The organism is Streptomyces sp. TRM68416 (genome assembly GCF_014596915.1).
Lineage (GTDB): Bacteria > Actinomycetota > Actinomycetes > Streptomycetales > Streptomycetaceae > Streptomyces.
The window spans coordinates 166666-188801 of the sequence record NZ_JACVWU010000017.1 but is presented as its reverse complement, the minus strand read 5'-3'; the positions used below and the strand labels follow the sequence as shown (position 1 = coordinate 188801).

Below are 22136 nucleotides of genomic sequence, written 5' to 3'. Positions count from 1 at the left end.
CTCCATCGGCAGCGCCCCGAAAGGGCACGCGGCTGCATGTGTCAGCGGCTCTGCCGCGGGGCTCGACCAGCCACGACGGGCCCGCAGGCGAACGACGACACACCACGGCACCTCCAGCAGAGCGCTTGGAGAGGGGCCCGGGCTTCCGGACGGGACCCGGTCGGCCCGTCAAGAGGGCCGGTCAGCCCCTGCCTGTGAAGGCCTTCGCGGGCGGACTCTGACGGTGGAGGACCGCACGTTCGAGGAGGAACGTCATGACCGTCACCCCGCGCCCGGCCGTCGTGCTCGACCGTGACGGTCTGAACGCGCTGGTCGCCGCCCTGGCGGCGCAGGGACGGACCGTCGTCGGACCCACCGTCCGCGACGGGGCGATCGTGCTCGCCGAGCTGACCTGCGCGGACGACCTTCCCTTCGGCTGGGGCGTCGAGCTGGAAGCCGGCCGGTACCGTCTCGTACGCCGTGCGGACGGGGCCGCCTTCGCGCACAGCGCGGGGCCGCAGTCCTGGAAGAACTTCCTGCACCCGGCCCGCGAACGGCTGTGGAGCGCCGACCGCACCCCCGAGGGCGGTCTCGCCTTCACCCCGGAGGAGCCCGATACCCCGTCGTACGCCTTCCTCGGCGTCCGGCCCTGTGATCTGCGGGCCATCGCGATCCAGGACCGGGTGCTGGCCGGCGGGCGGTACGCGGACAGCGGGTACGGGCGGCGGCGCAGCGGGGCGTTCCTGATCGCGGCCGAGTGCACCGAGCCCGGCGCGACCTGCTTCTGCGTCTCCACCGGCGGCGGGCCCGCCGCCGACCCCGGTTACGACCTGGCGCTCACCGAGGTGGACGGCCACTTCCTGGTGCGGGTGGGCAGCGACGAGGGCGCCGCCCTGCTGGAGCAGGTGCCCCACCGCGTCGCCGGCCCGGACGCCGAGCGCGACGCCCGTGCCGCCGTCGACGCGGCCCGCGAGCGCATGGGCCGTGCCCTGCCCCCGGTCGACGTGCGGGCGCTGCTGGGGGCGAGCGCCGGCGCCGAGCGCTGGGACGAGGTCGCCTCCCGCTGTCTGACCTGCGGCAACTGCACGATGGTCTGCCCCACCTGCTTCTGCACCACCACCGAGGAGGTCACCGACCTCACCGGTGACCACGCCGAGCGCTGGCAGCGCTGGGACTCCTGCTTCGATCTGGACTTCTCGTATCTGCACGGCGGCCCGGTGCGCGCGTCGGCGCGCAGCCGCTACCGCCAGTGGCTCACCCACAAACTCTCCACCTGGCACGACCAGTTCGACTCCTCCGGGTGCGTGGGCTGCGGGCGCTGCATCGCCTGGTGCCCGGCCGGAATCGACATCACCGAGGAGGTCGCCGCGCTCGCCGCCGAAGCGGCCGAAGCGGCCGAAGCGGCCGAAGCCACTGAAGCCGCCGGAGCAGCCGAAGCACCGGAAGTCGTAGACGCCCTTGACGCCGTCGATCACGGAACGGAGGCCTGACCGATGCCCCCCTCGATCGCCCTGCGCATGAACCACGCCCTGCCCGCCGAGCATCGCGACCGGCTGCTGCGCGTCGGCAGGGAGGTGCGCTTCGCCCAGGGTGCCCGGCTGTTCGACGAGGGCGGGCACGCCGACCGCTTCTGGATCGTCCGCGACGGCACGCTCGCCCTCGACCTGCATGTGCCCGGCCGCCGGGCACCGGTCGTCGAGACGCTCGGCGTCGGCGACCTGGTCGGCTGGTCCTGGCTGTACGAGCCGTACGTGTGGCAGTTCGGCGCCGAGGCCGTGACGCCCCTGCGGGCCTACGAGTTCGACGCCGTCGCCGTCCGGCTGATGTGCCTGCACGACGCCGAGTTCGGCCGTGTCGTGGAGCACTGGGTCGGCCGGGTGCTGGCCCACCGGCTGCGCGCGGCACGGACCCGGCTGCTCGACCTGTACGGGCCCTACGCCAGCGGTGGTGCGTGATGACAGACGTACCGGTTCCCTACCGCGTGGTCGCCCGCAGGCCGGAGACCGCGGACACGGTGACGCTGCGCCTTGAGCCGGTCGGCGTGCCGCTCGGTGACTTCGCGCCGGGCCAGTTCGCGATGGTGCACTGCTTCGGGCGGGGCGAGATCCCGGTCTCGGTGAGTTCGGTGCAGGCCACCGGCGGGCTCGCGCACACCGTACGGGCGGTGGGCGCCGTCTCGGCGGGGCTGTGCGCGGCGCAGGCCGCCGATGTCCTCGGGGTCCGCGGCCCGTACGGGACCGGCTGGGAGCTGGAGCGGGCCCGGGGCAGGGACGTGGTGGTGGTCGCCGGCGGCATCGGACTCGCGCCGCTGCGGCCGCTGATCCTGCGCGCGCTGGCCGAACCGGCGGCGTACGGCAGGGTCAACGTGCTGATCGGGGCGCGCACCCCGGCCGATCTGATCGCCCGCAAGGAGATCGAGGGCTGGCGGACCGCGTACACCGGGGTGACCGTCGACCGGCCGGACGACGGCTGGCGCGGTGACGTGGGTCTGGTCACTGACCTGCTGGACCGGGCGGACTTCGCGCCCGCCGACGCCTGGGCGTTCGTGTGCGGGCCGGAGCCGATGATCCGGGCCACGGCCCGCGAGCTCGCCGCGCGCGGGATGCCCCGCGCACGGATCCGGGTCTCGCTGGAGCGGAACATGCGCTGTGCGACCGGCCACTGCGGGCACTGCCAGCTCGGGCCGGTGCTGCTGTGCCGGGACGGCCCGGTCGTGGACTGGGAGCGGGCCGAATCGCTGCTGTCGGTGAGGGAGTTGTGATGGCGCCCAAACTCGCGGTGTTCAAGCTGGCCTCCTGCGACGGCTGTCAGCTCACCCTGCTGGACTGCGAGGACGAACTCCTCGCGCTGGCGGGCGAGGTGGACATCGCCCACTTCCTGGAGGCGTCCAGCGCGGTCGCGCCGGGCCCCTACGACCTGACGCTGGTCGAGGGCTCGGTCACCACCGCCCAGGACGCCGAGCGGATCCGGGCGATCCGGGCCGCCTCCCGCCACCTGGTGACGATCGGGGCCTGCGCGACGGCCGGCGGCATCCAGGCGCTGCGCAACTTCGCGGACGTCGACGAGTACCGGCGCGTGGTCTACGCCCGCCCCGAGTACGTCTCGACGCTGGCCACCTCCACTCCGGTCTCCGCCCATGTGGACGTCGACTTCGAGCTGCGCGGCTGCCCGGTGGACCGGCGTCAGCTCCTCGAAGTGATCACCGCGTTCCTGGCCGGCCGCAAGCCCGATGTGCCGGACCACAGTGTCTGCTTCGAGTGCAAGCGGCGCGGCACGGTCTGCGTCACCGTCGCCCACGGCACCCCGTGTCTGGGCCCGGTCACCCATGCGGGCTGCGGGGCGCTGTGCCCGGCCTACCATCGCGGCTGCTTCGGCTGCTTCGGGCCGTCCGGGTCGGTGAACCTGCCCGCGCTGATCCCCGTGCTGCGCCGCGACGGCCTGGACGAGGACGCCGTGGAGCGGTTCCTGCACACCTTCAACGCCCCTGCGTTCGACGAGGAGTTGAGGAAGTGACTCATCGAGGATCCCGTGTGCTGCACGTCGGCTCGTTGTCCCGGGTCGAGGGCGAGGGAGCGCTGCGCCTGGGCGTGCACGACGGCACGGTCACCGAGGCGCGGCTGGAGATCTACGAGCCGCCGCGGTTCTTCGAGGCGCTGCTGCGCGGGCGCTCGTACACCGAACCGCCGGACATCACCGCCCGGGTGTGCGGGATCTGCCCGGTGGCGTACCAGATGAGCGCGTGCGCGGCGATCGAGGACGCGTGCGGGGTGAGCGTGGAGCCGGTGATCCGGGATCTGCGCAGGCTGCTGTACTGCGGGGAGTGGATCGAGAGCCAGGCCCTGCACATCTACCTGCTGCACGCACCCGACTTCCTGGGCCGGTCGAGCGCGATCGAGCTGGCCCGCACCCACCGGGCCGAGGTGGAGCGGGGGCTGCGGCTGAAGAAGGCGGGCAACTCGCTGATGGAGCTGCTCGGCGGGCGGGCCGTGCACCCGGTGAACGTCCGGCTCGGCGGCTTCCACCGCGCCCCGGCGCGCGCCGAACTGCTCGGCCTGGTCGAGGAGTTGAAGCGGGCCCTGGACGACGCGTGGGACACCGTGCGCTGGGTGGCCGGCTTCGAGTTCCCGGACGCCCGGGTCAAGGCCGATCTGCTGGCCCTGGCCTCCCCGGACACCTATGCCATCGAGTCCGGCACGCCGACCGTACTGCGCGCGGACGGGACCCAAGGGTCCTTCCCGGTACGGGACTTCACCCACCGGGTCGTCGAGACGCACGTACCGCACTCCACCGCCCTGCACTCGCGGCTGGACGGCCGGGTGCATCTGACCGGCTCCCTCGCCCGGTTCGCGATCGGCGGGGCGCGGCTGTCGGAGCCGGCGCGCCAGGCGGCGGTGGAGGCCGGGCTCGGCGATCCGCGGGAGGGTGCCGTGTGCCGCAACCCGTACCGGTCCATCCTGGTGCGGGCGGTGGAGACGGTGTACGCCCTGTGCGAGGCGCTGCGGATCATCGAGGCCTACGAGCCGCCCGAGCGCCCGTACACCGAGGTCCCGCCGGTGGCGGGGGTCGGGCACGGGGCGACCGAGGCCCCGCGCGGGGTGCTCTACCACCGCTACGAACTCGGCCCGGACGGGACGGTGACCGGCGCGACGCTGGTGCCGCCCACCGCGCAGAACCAGGGCGCGATCGAGGACGACCTGCGACGGCTGGCCCAGCGGGCGATCAGCGAAGGCGACCCGGACGACGCCGAGTTGACGGATCTGTGCGAGCGGGCGATCCGCAATCACGACCCGTGCATCTCGTGCTCCACCCATTTCCTCGACCTGACGGTCGTCCGAACCACAGGAGGCGGCGATGCCTGAATCCCCGTACGCCGTGAGCGATGTGATGACGCACACCGTGATCGCGGTCGGCAGCGAGGCGACCTTCAAGGAGATCGTCGAGCTGCTCGACCAGTGGAAGGTCAGCGCCCTGCCGGTGCTGGCCGGCGAGGGGCGGGTCGTCGGGGTGGTCTCCGAGGCCGACCTGCTGCTCAAGGAGGAGTTCCGGGACACCGACGAGGGCGACCTCGCGGAGCGGGCCAAGGCGGGGGCGGTGACCGCGGGCGAGCTGATGAGCGCCCCGGCGGTGACCGTGCACGCGGACGCCTCGCTCGCCGAGGCGGCCCGCATCATGGCCCGTCGGCACGTCAAGCGGCTGCCGGTGGTCGACGGGGTCGGCCTGTTGCAGGGCGTGGTCAGCCGCAGCGACCTGCTCAAGGTGTTCCTGCGCTCGGACGAGGAGATCGCCGAGGAGATCCGCGGCAGTGTCCTCGGCCAGCTTCCGATCGTCACGCCCCTGACGGTCTCGGTGACCGAGGGCGTGGTGACGCTCGGCGGCGCCCTGCCCGACCGTGCGCTCGTGCCCGTGGTGGCCCGGGCGGTGCGGGCGGTGGAGGGGGTCGTGGACATCCGGCTCGATCTCACGCACCGATGAAGTACCTGGACGAGTACCGCGATCCCGTGCTCGCCCGGCGGCTGCTGGACGAGCTGCGGCGGTCCGCCACGCGCCCGTGGCGGATCATGGAGGTGTGCGGCGGGCAGACCCACACCCTGGTCCGCCAGGGCATCGACGAACTGCTGCCGGCCGGCATGCGGATGATCCACGGTCCGGGCTGCCCGGTGTGCGTGACGCCGCTGGAGACCCTGGACCGGGCCATGGCGGTCGCCGCCCGGCCGGGCGTGATCCTGACCAGCTTCGGTGACATGCTGCGGGTTCCGGGCACGGACACCGACCTGCTCTCCCTGCGGGCGCGCGGCGCCGACGTCCGGGTGGTCTACGCCCCGATGGACGCCGTACGCCTGGCCGCCGAGCACCCCGACCGCGAGGTGGTCTTCCTCGCCGTCGGCTTCGAGACGACGGCGCCCGCGAACGCGACGGCGGTCCTGCACGCGGCCCGTCTGGGCCTGACGAACTTCTCGATGCTGGTCAGCCACGTTCTGGTGCCCCCGGCCATGACGGCGCTGCTGGAGGACCCGGACTGCGAGGTGCAGGCCTTCCTCGCGGCCGGGCACGTGTGCGCGGTGATGGGCTGGCGCGAGTACGAGCCGATCGCCGCCCGCCACCGGGTGCCGATCGTGGTGACCGGCTTCGAGCCGCTGGACCTGCTGGAGGGCATCCTCATGGCGGTGCGGCAGCTGGAGTCGGGCCGGTCGGAGGTGGAGAACCAGTACGTGCGGGCCGTGCGCCGCTCGGGCAACACCCAGGCGCAGGACGCGGTCCGTGAGGTGTTCCAGGTCGCCGACCGGTCCTGGCGGGGCATCGGGGCGCTGCCCGACAGCGGCCTCGAACTCGCCGAGAAGTACCGGGAGTTCGACGCGGCCCGCCGCTTCGACGTGGGCGGGCTCAGTCCCGTGGAGGACCCGGAGTGCATCGCGGGCGCGATTCTCACCGGGGCCCGGCTGCCCACCGACTGCGCGGCGTACGGCACCCGTTGCACACCCCGTCACCCCCTCGGCGCGCCGATGGTGTCGTCCGAGGGCACCTGTGCCGCCTTCCATGCGGCCGGACGCACCCGTACGAGGAGCACGCCATGACTCTCGACTGTCCCGTCCCGAACCACGAGGACGAGGTCGTCCTGCTCGGCCACGGCGCCGGCGGGCGCCTGACCGCGGAGCTGCTCGACCGGGTCGTGCTGCCCGCCCTCGACGCGGGCGACGGCCCGCTGGAGGACGCCGCGCTGCTGCCCGGGCGGCCGGATCTGGTGATGAGCACCGACAGTTTCGTCGTCAGTCCGCTGTTCTTCCCCGGCGGGGACATCGGGTCCCTCGCCGTCCACGGCACGGTGAACGACCTCGCGATGCGGGGCGCGTGGCCGCTGGCGCTGTCCGTCTCCCTGATCGTGGAGGAAGGACTGCCGCTGGCCGAACTGCGCTCCGTGATGGAGTCGTTGGGCAAGACCGCGCAGGAGGCGGGGGTGCCGGTGGTCACCGGGGACACCAAGGTGGTGGGGCGGGGTGCCGCCGACCGGCTCTTCGTCAACACCACGGGCGTCGGGCGGCGGCACCCGCTGCTCAGGCCTTCCGCGGCGCTGGCCCGTCCCGGGGACGCGGTGCTGCTGTCCGGGCCGATCGGGCTGCACGGCACGACCGTGCTCAGTACCCGTGAGGGCCTCGGCTTCGAGAGCGACATCGCCTCGGACTCCCGGCCGCTGCACCGGCTGGTGGACGCGCTGGCTCCACTCGGCGGCGCCGTGCACGTGCTGCGCGATCCCACCCGGGGCGGTCTGGCGGCGGCCCTCAACGAGATCGCGCGCGACTCCTCGGTGGCCGTGGAGATCGACGAAGCCGCCGTCCCCGTGCCCGAGGCGGTGGCCTCCGCCTGCGATCTGCTGGGCCTGGACCCGCTGGTCGTCGCCAACGAGGGCTGCCTGGTCGCCTTCGTCGCCGCGCACGCGGCCGACGACGCGCTGGCCGCCCTGCGCTCCCGGCCCGAGGGCCGGGAGGCGGTGCGGCTCGGGGAGGTGCTGCCGGACGGGCCGCGCGGCCGGGTCACACTGCGCACGCTGGTCGGCGCCCGGCGCATCGTCGACATGCCGCTGGGCGAGCAACTGCCGCGGATCTGCTGAGCGCTGCGTTCGACGTGCCGCGACGGGCGGGTGGTTCGCCGCGGCGCCGTCGTGACCGGTCACTCCCCCACCCTCGGCTTCGCTCGCGCGGAGGGAGCCGCATCGCGGCGGAGCCGCGCGCCCGGGGCGCCGCCGAACCTCAGTCGACTTCACCCGGCCGGCTCGGGTCCGTACTGCCGGCCGCGGTCGAACCGCCGTGCACTGTCCGATCAGCCACAGCCAGGCCATGATCACTGTACAGCTCGATATTGGCTCCCCACCGGCCCCCCGCCCATACTCCTGCACCGGACGGCCAACCCGTACCACGATCCCCCGGCAAGGAGTCCCAGCCGTGAACGAGTCGACATCCGACGCGCCCCGCCCGACCAGCTCCGCGAGCGACCGGTCCCTCACCCGCCGCCACTTCTGGCAGCTCGGCACCGCCGCGGCGCTGGGCACGGGGGCAGCGGTCCTGCTTCCGGGGCAGGCGACCGGGGCCACGGAGGCCAGGAGCAGGACCTCCCAGTACTACTTCGACCGGGCTGCCCGACTGGCCGGCGACAACCCGATTCTCACCGATCTCGTCGCAGGGCTCGCCGCCGGTTTCAGCATCCCCTTCCCTCCCGCGCCAGCGCCGCTGAAGATCTTCGACGACGTCGCCGTGGTGAGCATCGGCTTCGTGTCCGCCACGGCGATCCTCACCTCGGACGGCATCATCCTCATCGACGCCCTGACGTCGCCCGCCGACGTCCAGCAGACCCTCGTCCCCGGTCTGCGGGCCCTCGCCCTGGACCCGTCGACGATCAAGTACGTCGTCGTCTGCCACGCGCACGGCGACCACTTCGGCGGCGCGCAGTACCTCGCCGACACGTACGGCACCCGCGTGCTGATGGCCCCGGCCGACTGGGAGATGATCGCCGCCAATCGGCCCGCGAACGCGCCCACCCGCGACCTGGACATCACCGACGGCCAGAGACTGACCCTCGGGAACACCACGGTCACGCTCCACCACACGCCGGGCCACACCCCCGGAAGCGTCTCCCCCATCTTCCCCGTCCGCTGGCACGGCAAGGCGCACCGCGCAATGCTCTGGGGCGGCACCAACCCTCCCGCCGCCACCGCGGACAAGCAGACCTACCTCGCCTCCGCCCTTGCCTTCGCCTCCCGGATGAGGCGGGCCGGGGTGGACGTCGAACTCAGCAACCACGGATTCTGCGATCACGGCCTGGCGCGCATCGAGGAGGTGCGCGCCTCGCCGGACAGCCGCGACAACCCGTTCGTCGTCGGCACCTCCGGCGCACAGCGGTTCATGAAGGTCATGGAGAACATGCTGCGCGGCCGCATCCTCCTGGACCAGGAGTCCACCGCCACGGCCACGGCGACCGCCGCCACCCCCGCGGCGGCCTGCGGCTGCTGACAGGCAAGGCGAAGGCCCATGTGCCGGCCCAAGTGCGGCTTGGGCCTGTCTCCTTGATCCGCGCACATTTGGTTCGCGTGGTTCGACTGCCCGGTGGCAGGGTGCAGCTATGGATCAAGCAGAGGTATTGCTCATCGGAGGGCGCGCTGGCGTCGGCAAGACGACGGTGGGATGGGAGGTCTCAGCACGACTGCGTGCTGCGATGGTTGCTCACTGTGTGATCGAAGGTGACTTCATGGGACAGGCCCATCCCGCTCCGGAGGGGGACCCCCACCGCAGGAAGATCGCTGAGTGCAATCTGACGGCGCTCTGGTCGAACTATGCCGAGCTCGGGTATCGCCGTTTGATCTACACGCAGACGGTGAGTGTTCTGGCCGAGAACGAGGGCATGTTCCGGCGCGCCATGGGAGCGAATGTCAGGATTGTGCGGGTGGTGCTCACCGCGTCCGACGCCACCGCTCGTGACCGGTTGACCGGTCGGGAGCTGGGCTCGGAGCTGGAGCAGGAGTTGGAGAGCAGCGCCCGCAAGGCGCGGATTCTGGATGAGCAGGCGCCCCCGGACACGGTGTGGGTGGCGACTGACGGACGGACCGTGGACGACATAGCGCGCGAGGCTGTAGGTGCTACCAGATGGCTGGCGAGCGTATCCGGATAGGTTCAGGTCGCCGGTCTCGTCGCTCATCAGCGCCGCCTGGTCGTCCGCCATGCTCTGCGCTCGTCCAACGTCGGCCAGAGTAATGGCGGCCGACCTGGCGACGCAGACTAGAGTCCTTCAGACAGTCAAGGTGTCCGGAGACGGGGCTGCACTACTTCCGTGCTTCGGCCGCGAGCGTGCGGGGTCGTCCGCAGTCCCGGGCCAGGAGGACATGTGCAACGCGGCGAAGTGTGGTGGGTCGAGTTCGAAGAGCGGCGGCCGGTCGTACTCCTGTCGGGAGACGAGGCGCGCGGGTTCCGGGCGATGCAGGTCGTCGCTCCGGCTGACGTCGACATCAGCGGTCTGGGAGTCGAAGTGGCAATAGGAGCTACGGAAGGGCTGCCCTTCGAAGGCGTACTGCGATTCGGCTTCTCGCATCCCGGCATCACCCCTTGCACCTGGCTGACCACACTGTCCCGGAACGACCTGATCGAGCAGGCGGGCGCCCTGCCCCCTGCGAAGCTCAGTGCGATCGAGGATGCGCTCCGTCTCAGTGAACAGGAGAAGGAGTGGACCCCAGCTACGGCTGCGAAGCTCAGCGACATCAGGGACGCCCTCCGTCTCGGCGAGCTCAAGTAGGCGGAGAATCGAACCATCGGCGTTCACCACGCTGAGCACGGGCGTGCCTCCCCGGCCCGCACTGCAACGCGGGCCTACGGCGCCGTCCGCGTCCCGCACAAGGCTGATCCACAGGTCTTGAACATTGCTCCCCGAGAAAGGCGTCCGCTGGGCTGACGCCCACTCGCGAAGGCAGCACGAGCGAAGGGTTCCCGGTCAACGCACCCGGTCGCACCAAGGACCTTCCGGTACCAGGGCAGCGAGAACGGACATCAATGCCGGCGGCTCGATTCGATCCGCCAACGTGTTCAGGTCCGACCATGCGACCCAGGCGTGTTCACGGAGATTGACCTGCTCATCGGGCAGGAGACCGGCAGGACTCAACGTCGGCCGCTCCTCGGCGAAATGGGCCACGAAGAAGTCCTCCGCCCCGACAAATCGCTTCCCGTTCCACCAAACGTCACGTTCGACCGACACGGACCGGTCACGGACCGCCGCGGGGTCCAGACCGGTCTCCTCCGCCAGTTCTCGCCGAGCCGCGATCAGCGGTGTCTCGCCCGGTTCGATGCCGCCACCAGGCGGCTCCCAGAGCATCACCCCGTCAAACGGATCACGCCAGTGGAGAAGGAGTAGGCGCTGAGCGGCATCCAGGCAGATCACCCGCACGGCGGGCCGATGTGTCGTCTCCACAGCCCTGACCCTACTTGACCGCGCCATGACCACCCCGGCGAACGTTGGCGGCCAACCCGACGGCAGGAGGTGACCCGATGGGTTTGGCCTGACCGCAATGCCGGGGCCGCGTTCGTCGGTGTGCTGGGCACCCTTGCGTTGTGCGGTCGCTTGAGACGGCGGAGCGGCCGGGGGGCCGACCGGCTGTCCGAGCCCGCCCGGCTGCTGGAGGCGCAGCCGCACGTGGTGACATCTGCACACCCATCGAGGGCCCCACCCCCTACGCGCACGCCGTGGCCGAGGCCGCCATCCACACGGTCGTCGAGAAGACGAAAGGTCGCACTCGGCGTCTGCGGACGCGACTTCGGCACCTTCTACGTCCATGAACACGCCTGCTTCTCTGAACCAGGCATGGACGCTTGGAGCTCAGGCAGCGCCCGTCGACATGTCGATGGATGCCGCGAAGGCCGCGAGGGTGGTGAAGTCGTCGTTCCGCAGGCCAATCCGTGGATTGACGTGGTGGAGCAGGACGGCTGCGTGATGGTTGGCAGCCACGTGTGCATGATCCGCGTCGCTGTGTTCGTCGTCCACCCAAGCGAACGGTCGGCCGTTGGCGTACTGCACCAATGGCTCCGACTTCCAATGAACGCCATCAGGGCGCTCGTTGAGCAGGGCATCACCGAAGTCGACGAACGGCAACTCAGGCAGACCGAGCGTAGGTCCGATCCACTTGTTCGCGTCACTCATCCAGGTTGTGGCCCAGCAGATCTCGTATCCGAGAGCCAGCAGCGCCGGCCCGTGATCGGGGTTGAGCCATACCCGTAGTGGCCTTGTGCGGGTCCGCAGGCTCCCGTGCCCCCCGGATGCCCCGCTCTCCAGTGGGACGCGAAGGGTGGTCCTCGGGGCGCTTCTCGGGCTTCGCCGCATACGGATTCAGGGGTCCGTCGACGTCGAGGAACAGCAACGGCCGACTCATGGCACCCCCATCTCTGCGCCCCCAATGTTACGGATACCGCTTCTTCGGCGGTCCGGTACGGGCGGATGGAGGGCGTCTTCGGGAAGTCGTGCGACAGGGAGGCGCACAGGGGCCACGGTGCAGGCGTTCCTGGCCGTGGCTGACGTACCGACAGCCCACGGGTGTGGCGGGTCCGACGTGCGGGACCGCCACACCCGTAGGTGCACGTCAGCAGTCGCAGGATGCGGGCCGTGCACCACGTCCTTCGTGAACAGCGGTGCGTCGGAGGTGTCCGCGTCGCGGTTGGGCGCGTTGGCCGGCTTGAGCGAGGTCAGAGCGGAAGCGGCTCAGGCGTTGACGGTGGCCTGTTCGTCGTCCTTGTGGTCGGTCGCGGTGTCGCCGAGTGGCACGTCCTTGCGCTCCTGTACGAAGAAGGAGGTGACGAGGCCCACGACGGTGACGGCGGCGAGGTAGACCGCGACCGAGTAGATGGTGCCGGTGCTGGTCTCCAGGGCCTCGGCGATCATCGGGGCGAAGGCACCGCCGAGGACGGCACCGATGGCGTACGACAGCGCGGCGCCGCTGTAGCGGACGGCCGTCGGGTACATCTCGGAGAACAGGGCGGACTGCGGGCCGTAGGTCAGGCCAAGACCGACGCTGTAGAGGATCAGGGCCAGGACGATGTAGCCGGTGTGGGCCGTGTTGAGCAGGCCGAAGAAGGGGAACATCCAGGCGAGTTGGATGACGAAGCCGATCTGGTAGACGCGGATGCGGCCGATCCTGTCCGACAGGATGCCGCCGACCATGGTGCTGGTCAGCCAGATGACCGCGGCGACCATGACACAGATCAGGATCGTCGTCTTGTCGATCTTGAGTTGGTTGACTGAGTAGGCCTGGATGTAGCCGCCGGCGGTCATGTAGCCGACGGCGTTGTTGGCGGCGAAGAGCAGGGCCCCACCGATGACGAGCGGCCAGTGGTTCTGGAACAGGGCGGCGAGCGGGGTCTTCGCGGCGTTGCCGGTCTTCTTCAACTCCTGGTAGACCGGGCTCTCCTCGACCTTGTGGCGGATGACGAGGCCCACGGCGACGAGACCGACGCTCAGCAGGAAGGGGATGCGCCAGCCCCAGGCCAGGAACTGGTCGTCCGTGGTGAGGGCGGTGATGAGGGCGAGGACGCCGTTGGCCAGGAGCAGGCCGAGGGGGGCACCGAGCTGGGGGAAGGCGCCGAATCGGCCGCGCTTGCCGGTGGGAGCGTGCTCCACCGCGATCAGGGCGGCCCCGCCCCACTCGCCGCCGGCCGACAGGCCCTGCAGGATGCGCAGGAAGACGAGGATGATCGGGGCGGCCACGCCGATGGAGTCCTGGGTCGGCACCAGGCCGATGAGGGTCGTGGCGGCGTCCATCAGCAGCAGGGCAGCGATCAGCATGGCGCGGCGGCCGAGCCGGTCACCGAGGTGGCCGGCGAGAGCCGCGCCGACCGGCCGGAAGAAGAAGCTGACGCCGATGGTGGCGAAGGCGATGAGCATCGAGTCTTCGCCGAAGCCCTGGAAGAACAGCTGGTTGAAGACCAGGCCGGTGCTCAGGGCGTAGATGAAGAAGTCGTACCACTCGATGGTGGTGCCTGCCATGGCGGCGAGTGCGACCGTGCGCTGCTGGCGGCCGGTTGCCGTTGCGGGTTGGGACATGGCACGTCCGATTCGTCGTCGGGTCATCGTCGGCCCGGGGCGGGAAGGTGAGCGGAGGAGGTGGGGAGAGAGGGGGTGGGGACAGAGGGTGGGGGGACAGAGGGTGGGGGGTGCCTGTGCGGGGGCCCGGGGTGGGGCGTGGCGGGGCGCGGGGAGGGGTCAGACGGCGTGGTCGGGGGTGGTTCGGTCGTTGCGACGGCGCACCGTGGTGAAGCTGGTTCGGCCTGCCTGTGTGCGGTCGCCCGTCCGGGAGGATTCCTCGGTCGAGCGCGCGGCCGCGTCGTGGGTCACCGGCATCAGTGGCTCACCGGACCACTGGGCGGTGAGCCGCATCGCGCGGGCCCGCTGCAGAGGCCGCGGTGCCGGGGACGCTGCGGCCAGTGCCGGGCCGGGCACATGGAGACCGTGGTGGCGCGGGATCATCGAGCTCCGCTCGCCGGGGTCGGCCAGGGTGGATCCGTCGAGCGGGTGGGTCAACAGGGGTCCGTCCTCGCCCGGCGCCCGCACGGTGATGTGGTGGAAGACCATCTCGGGCCGGCCCGGATGGCCGAAGACGCGGTAGCGCGCGGCGCGTTCGAGCCGCGCCCGCCCCTCCGCCTCGGTCATGCCCGCGGGCTTCGTCGTGCGCGCCCAGGCGTCCAGAACGGTCACTGCTGTGCTCCTCGGTTGCTTCACGGGCGCCGCCTCTGGGGGGAAGCGTGCCTCGATGTCCAGGAGCATGGGCGGGGGAACACCCGACCGCCAATGTCGAGACCGCCATGAAGAAGGGCGGGGCACTGTACGGGCCGACACTACGGCTGGGGCAATGCGGCCAACTCCAGCGTCAGCAGCAGGCGCCGGGTCGGGTCGGCGAGCGCTACCCCAAACAGCTGTTCGGCTCGTCGAAGCCGCAGTCGCAGGGTGTTCTGGTGGATGTGGAGCTCGCTGCTGGCCGCGGCGACGTCCCCGAAGTGCCGTAGGTATGCCGCGAGGGTCGCCACGTACTCGGTGTTGTGCTCGCAGTCGTACGCCCGCAGGCGTTCGCCGATGCCGGTGCGCAGTTCGGCGTCGGCGCGCACGGAACCGACGAGCCGCCGCAGTACCAGTTCCGGCCGCAGGTCCTCGGTGCGGTAGGCGCCCGGATCGGCCCCCTGCTCCCGCAGGTGGTCCAGAGCCGCGTCGAGGTCGCGGCGGGCCCGGAGCAGTGGGGACAGGGCGCCGACGGAGGGTGAGCTGACCGCGACGAACGAGCGATGCAGACTGTGCCGGGCCCGGTCCAGGAGGTGGTCGAGGAGGACTCCGGTGGACACGGGCCCGGAACCGGCGGTCGGCAGCAGGACGTACACGCGGTCGCCGAGCAGGGCGGCCGCCGGTTCGTAGCCGAGCGAACGGCCGTCGAGGACGGCGAGGTCCACCAGGCGCAGCAGCGCGGCCCGCCGCCGGGCCGCGGCACCGGGGTCGGAGTCCTCGTCGGCCGTCGACTGCACGACCTCGCTCATCCCGACCAGGACGCCGGGGAGGCGGACGCTGTCGGGGAGGCCGCTCTGCTCTGCCCGGCCCTCCAGCACGGAACGCAGCGCGCGGTCACGGCTCTCCTGCTCCGCGTCCGCCTGGCGGCGCAGGGCCAGCATGTGCAGTGCCGCGACCCGGGCCGCCTCCTGCAGGGTGGCACCGCACTCCGGGAGCGGGGCGTCGTCGGGGAACACCACCCACAGGGAGCCGAGGACGTCCTCGCCCGCCCGGATGACCACGGCCAGTCGCGGCAGGCTGCCGGGCCGCTTGTGGCCGACGACCGTGTCGCTCGTCCACACCTTCCGGTCCAGGTGGTCGGCGATCGCGTCCTCGGGCACCCGGCGGCCCAGGATGCCGCTCCGGCGGGTCTCGTCGATGGGTTGGTCGGGCAGGTTGGAGTAGGCGACGACGACCTGCTGGGTGTCCATGATGGCGACGGCTCCGCCGACGATGCCGGCCACCGCGTTGGCCAGGGAGAACAGATCGCCCCCCGTGGGCGGGCCGCCGGGTTCTGAGTCCGCCGCGCCCGCCGCCATGACCGTGGTGACCAGGCGTTGGACACGAGTCCACGGCATCCGTGGATTGACCGCCAGCACGGGGACCCCGCTGGGGCGGATACGGGCCAGCAGGTCGTCCGGGACGGGGACCTCGCACTTGACGGCGAGCGCGCAGGACGTGTCCGCCGCCGTCCGCAGGGCGGCGTCGAGGGCGGCGGCGTCCGCGAGGTCCACGCCGACCCCGAGCAGAAGGTGCCCGGTCGCGGTCGCCCGCACGACCTCGTGCGAGTCCAGCAGTTCGACACCGGCGACTCTCGGCTCGGCCGCACTCCCCTCCGACAGCACGCTGACGACGTCGTCCTGCAGAGCCTCGACGAGCTGTTCCAGGAGCATTGCGGTCACGCGCCTCCCTCTCACCCGGAGATCACATGTGGATGGCGGAACTTACATCAGCGGGTGACCACGTGTGTAGGTCCCGACATTGCCGCTCATCCGTGCCGCGGCGCATGCTCACTGCCGTGGGAGATCGGATCGGCGTCGTCGGACCGTGCGCGGTCGGCGCCGACGATCTCGGTTGATCACCGGCCCGGCGGGGAGAGTTCCTCCCCACGCCTCCCGCCTCGTCCGGACCGGCTCCCCTCGTACTCGGGACATGTCCGCTCTGCCGGGACATGGTCGCTCCGTCTGGCCCGGAGGCCCCTCTTGCCCTTCCACACGCTGCTCGGCTTCGCCGACCTCTGGTGCGGTGGCATCGCCCTCGTGTCCTTCACCGGCGCGGTGGTGTGGGGGCAGGTCTCCGTCGGGCGACAGGTTCTGACACCTCGTCACCGGCTGATGGCACAGGCGGCGCACCGGGCGACGGGGGTGCTGGGAATCGGCTCGCTCGCCCTGCATGTCATCGCGAAGATCGAGTACGGCCGAGCAGCGCCCGCGGCCGTGGTGCCGTTCGCCGACCCGCACCAGCGATTCCTGGCCGGGCTCGGTGCGCTGGCCCTCTGGCTGATGGTGGCGGCGGCGGTGACGGGCGCGGCGCGCAGCGCGTTCGTCGCCCGGCGGCATCCCGGACGGTGGCGGTTGCTGCACGGCGTCGCCTACCTGGGATGGTGCTCGTCCTTGGTGCACGGTCTGAAGGCCGGGCAGCCGGAGTCGAGCCCGTGGGTGACGGCCGGCTACGGCGCTTGCCTGCTGGCCGTCGTGGTGGTGCCGGTGTGGCGTGCGGTCCGTCGGGCGGGGGCGGGGACGGACGACCGGTTCGGGGTGGACTGGACACTGTGTGACGGACACGGGTTGTGCGCGGGCATGGTGCCGGAACTGATCCGGATCGGACCGGACGGCTATCCGTTCGTCTCCACCAGTCCCATTCCCCCCTATCTGGCGGCCCGGGCGCAGGCCGCGGCACGCCGGTGCCCGACACTGGCCCTGCGCGTCGAGGGAATCCGCTCCGGCCGGTGACGCCCCCGAGGGGATGTCCGTCCCTGCTCGGAGGCTGTGCCGCCGGGCACTTGCGGGCGCCGCCGCAGACGGCGCTCCGGGTGGCCGTACCGAACGGCATCGGCGGTCGGCCTTCCGATGACCGGCGGCCCGGCGTCCTTCACCTCGACGCCTGCGCCCACGGCCTCCGTCCTGGTCGATGCCCGGCCCTTCACCGAGGCGACGCGGCGGACCTCAGCGTGCGTACCGCCAGGGGGGCGCCGCTGCGGGCTTCCCTGGGCTTCCCTGTCCGTCCCCGGCAGAGAATGCTGCTCGCCGCGTCGGTGTCAGCGCGTCACGGGCGGCCGGGTGGCTCGCTCCAGCTGCTGGATGACCGAGGTGTAGGCCTCGCCGCTGGCGTGGTGGAGGCCGATCTCGCAGGTGCGGTTCGCGCTGAGATGGGCTTGTGCGTCGAGCTGCCTGACCTCGTGCGCCTCGGGTGCGCCGGCACTCTCCGTCAGTTCCCGGTGCAGGAAGCCGCGGTCGCCGGCGAACCCGCAGCAGGACTCGTCGATCGGCTGGCCGACGGTGTCGGCGACCGCCTGCGCCACGGTCTTCAACGCCGATCCGTGGTCGGTCTGATGCATCGAGCAGGTGGTGTGAACCACAGCCGTGGGGACCCGTGCGGTGACCGTGAGATGCGGCAGCAGCTCCCGCTGGGCCCAGTCGACGGCGTCGTGGATGGTCAGCCCGCTGTGGCGGTGCCGGTCGGCGGGGCTCAGGCGGGGCACCACGTCGCGCAGGGCACCGAGTGAGCAGGAGGAGGCGTCCATGACGATCGGCAGCCGCCCTTCGTCGCTCCATCGCCACAGCCGCTCCACGAGCACCGCCGCCATGGCGTCGTGCCCGCCCTCGTACCCCTTGCTGTGCCAGATGGTGCCGCAGCAGGTGCCCGCCACGTCCGCGGGGATCCACATCGGTTTGCCGGCCCGCTCCGCGAGCGTGACGAGGGCCTGGACCACCGTCGGGCCACTCTGGCCCGCGGGCACGCCGAAGATGCGGTTGACGCAGGCGGGCACGTAGACGGCGTGCGCCCCGGCCCGCCGCGTGGCGGGCAGACCTTTCGGGGCGGCTTCCGGCACCTCCGGCAGCCAGGCGGGGAACTGCTCGGTGCCGAGGACGGCACGAGCCGCGGACGTGACGGCACGCAGCGGCGCGTCACCGACGACGTCGGCGGTGCGCCGGGCGACGCCGACGGCGAGTCGGGCGCCCCCCTCCAAAGCCGCGAAGTGCCGTGCGGCCCAGGTGGCGGCGCGCTCGGCGAAGGGGCCGTGCTGGGCATGCCGCAGCTTCTTCATCGCGGCACCGGTGTCGATGTCGACGGGACAGCTCACCGCGCAGCTCGCATCCCCGGCGCAGGTGTCCACAGCGTCGTAGGCGTAGTCCTGGGTGAGGGAGAGCACGAGCGGGGAGTCGGCGCGGTGACGGGCCATCTCCCGCTGGAGCACGATGCGTTGGCGGGGAGTGGTGGTCAGATCGCGGCTGGGGCAGGCCGGTTCGCAGAAGCCGCACTCGATGCACGGGTCCAGGGCCGCGTCGACCGCGGGCAGGGTCTTGAGGTTGCGGACGTTGGCGTCCGGGTCGTCGTCCAGGATCACGCCCGGGTTGAGGATGCCGTGCGGATCGAGGGCGATCTTGAGCCGCCACATGAGTCCGACGGCGACGCCGCCCCACTCCTGGACCACGAACGGCGTCATGTTGCGTCCGGTGCCGTGTTCGCCCTTGAGCGCGCCTCCGTAGGTGTTCAGCACCAGGTCGGCGAGATCCTGCATGCAGGTGCGGTAGCGGCTGACGGCCTCGGGCGAGGAGGGGTCGAGCATGAGCGGGAAGTGCAGGTTCCCGGCGGAGGCGTGCCCGGCGATGGGTGAGGCGAAGCCGTGGGACTGCAGGAGCTGGAACAGGTCGCGGGCGGCGTCGGCGACCCGGTGCGGGGGGACGCAGACGTCCTCCACGAGCAGCACGGTGCCCGGCGGGCGGGTGCTGCCGACGGCGGTGAGCAGGCCCTTGCGGACCCGCCAGTACGCGCCGGCGGTGGCCGCGTCCCGGGTGAACTCCCCCACCACGGGGACGGGTGAGGCCGCGAGCACCGCCTCGGCGCGCTCCTGCCGGGCTTGGAGGTCGTCGAGGTCGGCGGCCCGGAACTCCACCAGCAGGGCGGCGTCCTCCGCGTCCTCGGCGAGTTCGGCGAGCCAGCCGGGCGCTCCCGACACGGTGGAGGTGGAGCGCAGCGAGGGGGCGTCGAGGAGTTCGACGGCATGGGCACCGGCCTCGACCAGGGCCGGGACGAGGGCGGCTGCCTCGTTCAGACCCGGCAGGCGCAGCAGCGCGGTGGCGTGGTGGCGGCCGAAGGGCACGGTGTCGAACACGATCTCGTCGAGGAAGCCGAGGGTGCCCTGGGAGCCGACCATGAGCCCGCGCAGGATCGCCGCGGGGGTGTCGGCGTTCAGAAAGGCGTCCAGGCGATAGCCGTTGGTGTTCTTGATGGAGAACTTGGACCTGATGCGGTCGCACAGCTCCGGATCGGCCTCAAGTTCCTTCTTGATGGCCATGAGTTCGCGCACCAGGGCGGGCTCCGCGCTCGCGAGGCGTTCGTCGGCGTCGGGAGCGGCGGTGTCGACGACGGTGCCCGAGGCGAGCACGACACGCAGGGATCGCACCGTGTGATACGCGTTGTGCACCACTCCGCACGACATGCCGCTGGCGTTGTTGGCGACGACACCGCCGACGGTGGCGGCGGCGCTGCTGGCCGGGTCCGGGCCGAGCATCCGGCCGTGCCGGGCGAGTTGCGCGTTGGCCCGCGCGATCACGGTTCCGGGACGGGAGCGCAGCACCCGGCCGTCCTCCTCGACCACGGCTCCGGCGAAGTGTCGACGCACGTCGACCAGGATGCCCGCCCCCTGGGACTGTCCGTTCAGGCTGGTTCCCGCGGCACGGAAGGTCACCGGCAGGCCGTGACGGGAGGCGAAGCCCAGGACGGCCGCGACATCCGTCGCGTGACGGGCCGTCACGACCACGCGGGGCACATAGCGGTACGGGCTCGCGTCGGAGGCGTACCGTGCGAGATCGGTGGGACGGGAGAGCACCTGCTCCGCGCCGACCAGCGCCGCCAGTCCGTCACGCAGCCACTGCGGGGTGCCGACGGGGCCGCCGCCGTCCGCTTCCCCGGCCTCTCGGCGGGCGGGAAGCGCGGCGCGCAGCCGAGCCAGTTTCTTCATGTCGACTCTCCTGAGATCCTCGGCGACCCGCGACCCGCGACCCGCCGTACGGCAGACGCCGCGCCACGGAGACGCGCGGCCCGGCGCTGCCGCGGTGCGACGGACGCAGGCGCCGAGCACCGCATGGCGGCATGGCCGACGAAGACGAGAAGGACGGCGACGACGGTCATCGCGGGGCGGGCTGCGGTTCCTTCGAGTCTGTCTCCGGGACTTCACCGCTGCCATGTTGAGTTCACTCAAGAGCGGGGAGTTGAATGAGGGAATTACACAAAGGCGAACGCCCGGCAGGAGTGAGCATGTCCCGAGCGGAAGCGTCGGCCTCGGCGACCCTCACCTCTTTGCTGGACGCGGTGGGCGACACCCTGCTGACGCCGCTGGAGGCCCCCTTCGGCCTCGATGTCCCGGTGGACGAGCTGGAGATCCTCGACCCGCCCCACCCCATCGGCGCGGTCCCGCGGACGATGCTGTTCGCCATCGGTGCAGGCCCCGACTCCCCGGAAGCGGAAGCTGCCCTCACCGTGGCCGCCGAGGCCGGGTACACCGCCCTGGTCGTCAAACTTCACGGCAAGGACCCGGCCGGGCTGCGCTCGCTCGCGCGCGAGCAGGGCATCGCTCTGCTCGCGGCGGACGACGAAGTCAACTGGCGCCACCTCGACGGTCTTCTCTCCGCGGTTCTCGCCACTCGGTCCGGACACGGCCCGGCGGGCGGCGACGGGGAGTGGGACGACCTGTTCGACCTCGCCAACGCGACCGCCGCCCAGCTGCACGGCGCGGTGGCGATCATGGACGATCGTTACCGGATCATCGCCTACTCCACCATCTCCGGTCAGCCCACGGACGAGGCACGGCGCCAGGGGATTCTCGGCCGGGAGGTCCCCCAGGCTTTCCGGGCCGTGCACGCCGACCCACGTCTACGGCAACGGCCCTGCCCCGTACGGTTCACCGGGCACGGCACCCTGCCCCGCGTCGCCGTCGGCATCCTGGCCGGCCGCGTCGTGCTGGGGTCCCTCTGGGTCATCGACGCCGACGACAGCCTGGGGCCGGAGGGGGAACGGACACTCCAGGACGCCGCGGACCTCGCGGCCCTGCGTCTGCTGCGGCACCGCAACTCCCGTGACCTGGCTCGCAGAGCCCGTGAACAGGCACTGCGCGGCGCCCTCCTGGGCGAGGACCTCCCCCACACCGGTGCCCTCGGCTCCCCCGGCCCCGGCTTCGTCGTGGCCGCCTTCGAGCACGCCGAGACGGAGAGCGACGTCAGCGAACCCGAGATGGCCCACATCATCGAACTGATCACCGGGTACGCGCAGGTCCAGCACTTCAGGGCGAGCACCGTTCAACTCGACGGGGTGGTCTACACACTGCTGCCCGCCGACCCGTCCACGGCCGGTGCGGTGGGCGGCGCACTGGCGAGCAGCGTCCTGGAGCGCATCCGGGTCATGCTGGGGGTGCGCCTGCGGGCCGGGATCGGCGGCCATGCGGCCACCCTGTCGGCAGTGCAGCGCTCACGCCAGGAGGCGGACACCGCGCTGGGCGTGCTGGCCCACCGCGGCCAGGACCACGCCGTCGCGGACTTCCAGGAAGTGCGCGCGGAGTCCTTCTTCCTGCGGCTGCGTGCGGATCTGGACGCCTTCGACGAGGTGCGGCCGGTGGGGCTGGAGGCGATGCGGGAGCACGACGCGCTCAACGGCACGGAGTACACGAGCACCGTCTACGCCTACCTGCGCTGCCTGGGCGACAGCGCGCGGGCGGCGGCCGAGATGTACGTGCACCCCAACACCCTGCGCTATCGCATCAAGCGCGCGGGTGAGCTGTTCGGCATCGACCTCAAGGACCCCGACGAGGCACTGCTGCTCTGGCTCCGGCTGCGACTGCAGCACTGACTCCGCGGTCCGTGCCGCGCCCGCAGACGGGTTCGATCACGTGC

Annotated in this window: 18 protein-coding genes and 1 pseudogene; 13 read left to right on the top strand and 6 right to left on the bottom strand. The window is 71.8% G+C overall.

From position 1 onward, the window contains the following. Positions 1-254: 254 nt before the first annotated feature. The 11 genes from ICC28_RS26215 to ICC28_RS26165 all read left to right on the top strand — a co-directional run bounded on the left by ICC28_RS26215 (position 255) and on the right by ICC28_RS26165 (position 10251). Positions 255-1469 carry a 4Fe-4S dicluster domain-containing protein gene (locus ICC28_RS26215; RefSeq protein ID WP_188291169.1) on the top strand — a complete coding sequence of 405 codons (1215 nt, stop codon included), beginning with the start codon at positions 255-257 and terminating at the stop codon, positions 1467-1469. Between the two features lie 3 nt (positions 1470-1472). Continuing rightward, complete coding sequence (locus tag ICC28_RS26210) at positions 1473-1934, top strand: Crp/Fnr family transcriptional regulator (protein WP_188291168.1); 462 nt, start codon at positions 1473-1475, stop codon at positions 1932-1934. Then, positions 1934-2740: an FAD/NAD(P)-binding protein gene (locus ICC28_RS26205; protein ID WP_188291167.1), complete on the top strand. Its 807-nt coding sequence runs from the start codon at positions 1934-1936 to the stop codon at positions 2738-2740. The genes ICC28_RS26210 and ICC28_RS26205 overlap by 1 nt, the downstream gene beginning before the upstream one ends. Continuing rightward, positions 2740-3492 carry an oxidoreductase gene (locus ICC28_RS26200; RefSeq protein WP_188291166.1) on the top strand — a complete coding sequence of 251 codons (753 nt, stop codon included), beginning with the start codon at positions 2740-2742 and terminating at the stop codon, positions 3490-3492. The genes ICC28_RS26205 and ICC28_RS26200 overlap by 1 nt, the downstream gene beginning before the upstream one ends. Further along, the gene (locus ICC28_RS26195) at positions 3489-4838 is read left to right on the top strand and encodes a Ni/Fe hydrogenase subunit alpha (protein ID WP_188291165.1); all 1350 of its coding nucleotides are present in this window, start codon (positions 3489-3491) and stop codon (positions 4836-4838) included. Before ICC28_RS26200 ends, ICC28_RS26195 begins: the two co-directional genes overlap by 4 nt. Then, positions 4831-5451 (top strand): CBS domain-containing protein, encoded by a 621-nt coding sequence (locus ICC28_RS26190; protein ID WP_188291164.1) that lies wholly within the window; start codon positions 4831-4833, stop codon positions 5449-5451. The genes ICC28_RS26195 and ICC28_RS26190 overlap by 8 nt, the downstream gene beginning before the upstream one ends. Beyond that, on the top strand, positions 5448-6551 hold the full coding sequence (gene hypD / locus ICC28_RS26185) for a hydrogenase formation protein HypD (protein ID WP_188291163.1): 1104 nt from the start codon (positions 5448-5450) through the stop codon (positions 6549-6551). The genes ICC28_RS26190 and hypD overlap by 4 nt, the downstream gene beginning before the upstream one ends. Continuing rightward, positions 6548-7582, top strand: coding sequence for a hydrogenase expression/formation protein HypE (gene hypE, locus ICC28_RS26180; protein WP_188291162.1), 1035 nt, complete (start codon positions 6548-6550; stop codon positions 7580-7582). Before hypD ends, hypE begins: the two co-directional genes overlap by 4 nt. Positions 7583-7913: 331 nt before the next feature. Further along, positions 7914-8978, top strand: a complete 1065-nt coding sequence (locus tag ICC28_RS26175; protein WP_317454102.1) for an MBL fold metallo-hydrolase — start codon at positions 7914-7916, stop codon at positions 8976-8978. 109 nt (positions 8979-9087) lie between these two features. Then, a complete protein-coding gene (locus tag ICC28_RS26170; protein ID WP_188291160.1) occupies positions 9088-9633 on the top strand; it encodes an AAA family ATPase in 546 nt (181 codons plus the stop codon). 213 nt (positions 9634-9846) lie between these two features. Continuing rightward, positions 9847-10251 carry a type II toxin-antitoxin system PemK/MazF family toxin gene (locus ICC28_RS26165; protein WP_188291159.1) on the top strand — a complete coding sequence of 135 codons (405 nt, stop codon included), beginning with the start codon at positions 9847-9849 and terminating at the stop codon, positions 10249-10251. A 195-nt stretch (positions 10252-10446) separates the two neighbouring features. Here ICC28_RS26165 and ICC28_RS26160 read toward each other — a convergent pair whose 3' ends face one another. The 5 genes and pseudogenes from ICC28_RS26160 to ICC28_RS26140 form a co-directional block, all read right to left on the bottom strand. Next, positions 10447-10920, bottom strand: coding sequence for an NUDIX hydrolase (locus tag ICC28_RS26160; RefSeq protein ID WP_317454101.1), 474 nt, complete (start codon positions 10918-10920; stop codon positions 10447-10449). A gap of 405 nt (positions 10921-11325) precedes the next feature. Next, positions 11326-11875 (bottom strand): annotated as a pseudogene (locus tag ICC28_RS26155) (hypothetical protein). A 326-nt stretch (positions 11876-12201) separates the two neighbouring features. Continuing rightward, on the bottom strand, positions 12202-13539 hold the full coding sequence (locus ICC28_RS26150; protein ID WP_188291158.1) for an MFS transporter: 1338 nt from the start codon (positions 13537-13539) through the stop codon (positions 12202-12204). A 159-nt stretch (positions 13540-13698) separates the two neighbouring features. Further along, positions 13699-14190, bottom strand: a complete 492-nt coding sequence (locus ICC28_RS26145; RefSeq protein WP_188291157.1) for a hypothetical protein — start codon at positions 14188-14190, stop codon at positions 13699-13701. Positions 14191-14330: 140 nt separating this feature from the next. Next, positions 14331-15920, bottom strand: coding sequence for a PucR family transcriptional regulator (locus tag ICC28_RS26140; RefSeq protein ID WP_223189512.1), 1590 nt, complete (start codon positions 15918-15920; stop codon positions 14331-14333). A gap of 309 nt (positions 15921-16229) precedes the next feature. Here ICC28_RS26140 and ICC28_RS26135 point away from each other — a divergent pair, with 309 nt between their 5' ends. Beyond that, positions 16230-16979 (top strand): ferredoxin, encoded by a 750-nt coding sequence (locus ICC28_RS26135; RefSeq protein WP_223189468.1) that lies wholly within the window; start codon positions 16230-16232, stop codon positions 16977-16979. A gap of 305 nt (positions 16980-17284) precedes the next feature. Here ICC28_RS26135 and ICC28_RS26130 read toward each other — a convergent pair whose 3' ends face one another. Then, the gene (locus ICC28_RS26130; protein ID WP_188291155.1) at positions 17285-20212 is read right to left on the bottom strand and encodes an FAD-binding and (Fe-S)-binding domain-containing protein; all 2928 of its coding nucleotides are present in this window, start codon (positions 20210-20212) and stop codon (positions 17285-17287) included. Between the two features lie 296 nt (positions 20213-20508). On the opposite strand from ICC28_RS26130, the gene ICC28_RS26125 reads away from it, so the two are divergent. Continuing rightward, on the top strand, positions 20509-22092 hold the full coding sequence (locus tag ICC28_RS26125; RefSeq protein ID WP_188291154.1) for a PucR family transcriptional regulator: 1584 nt from the start codon (positions 20509-20511) through the stop codon (positions 22090-22092). The last annotated feature ends 44 nt before the right edge of the window (positions 22093-22136 follow it).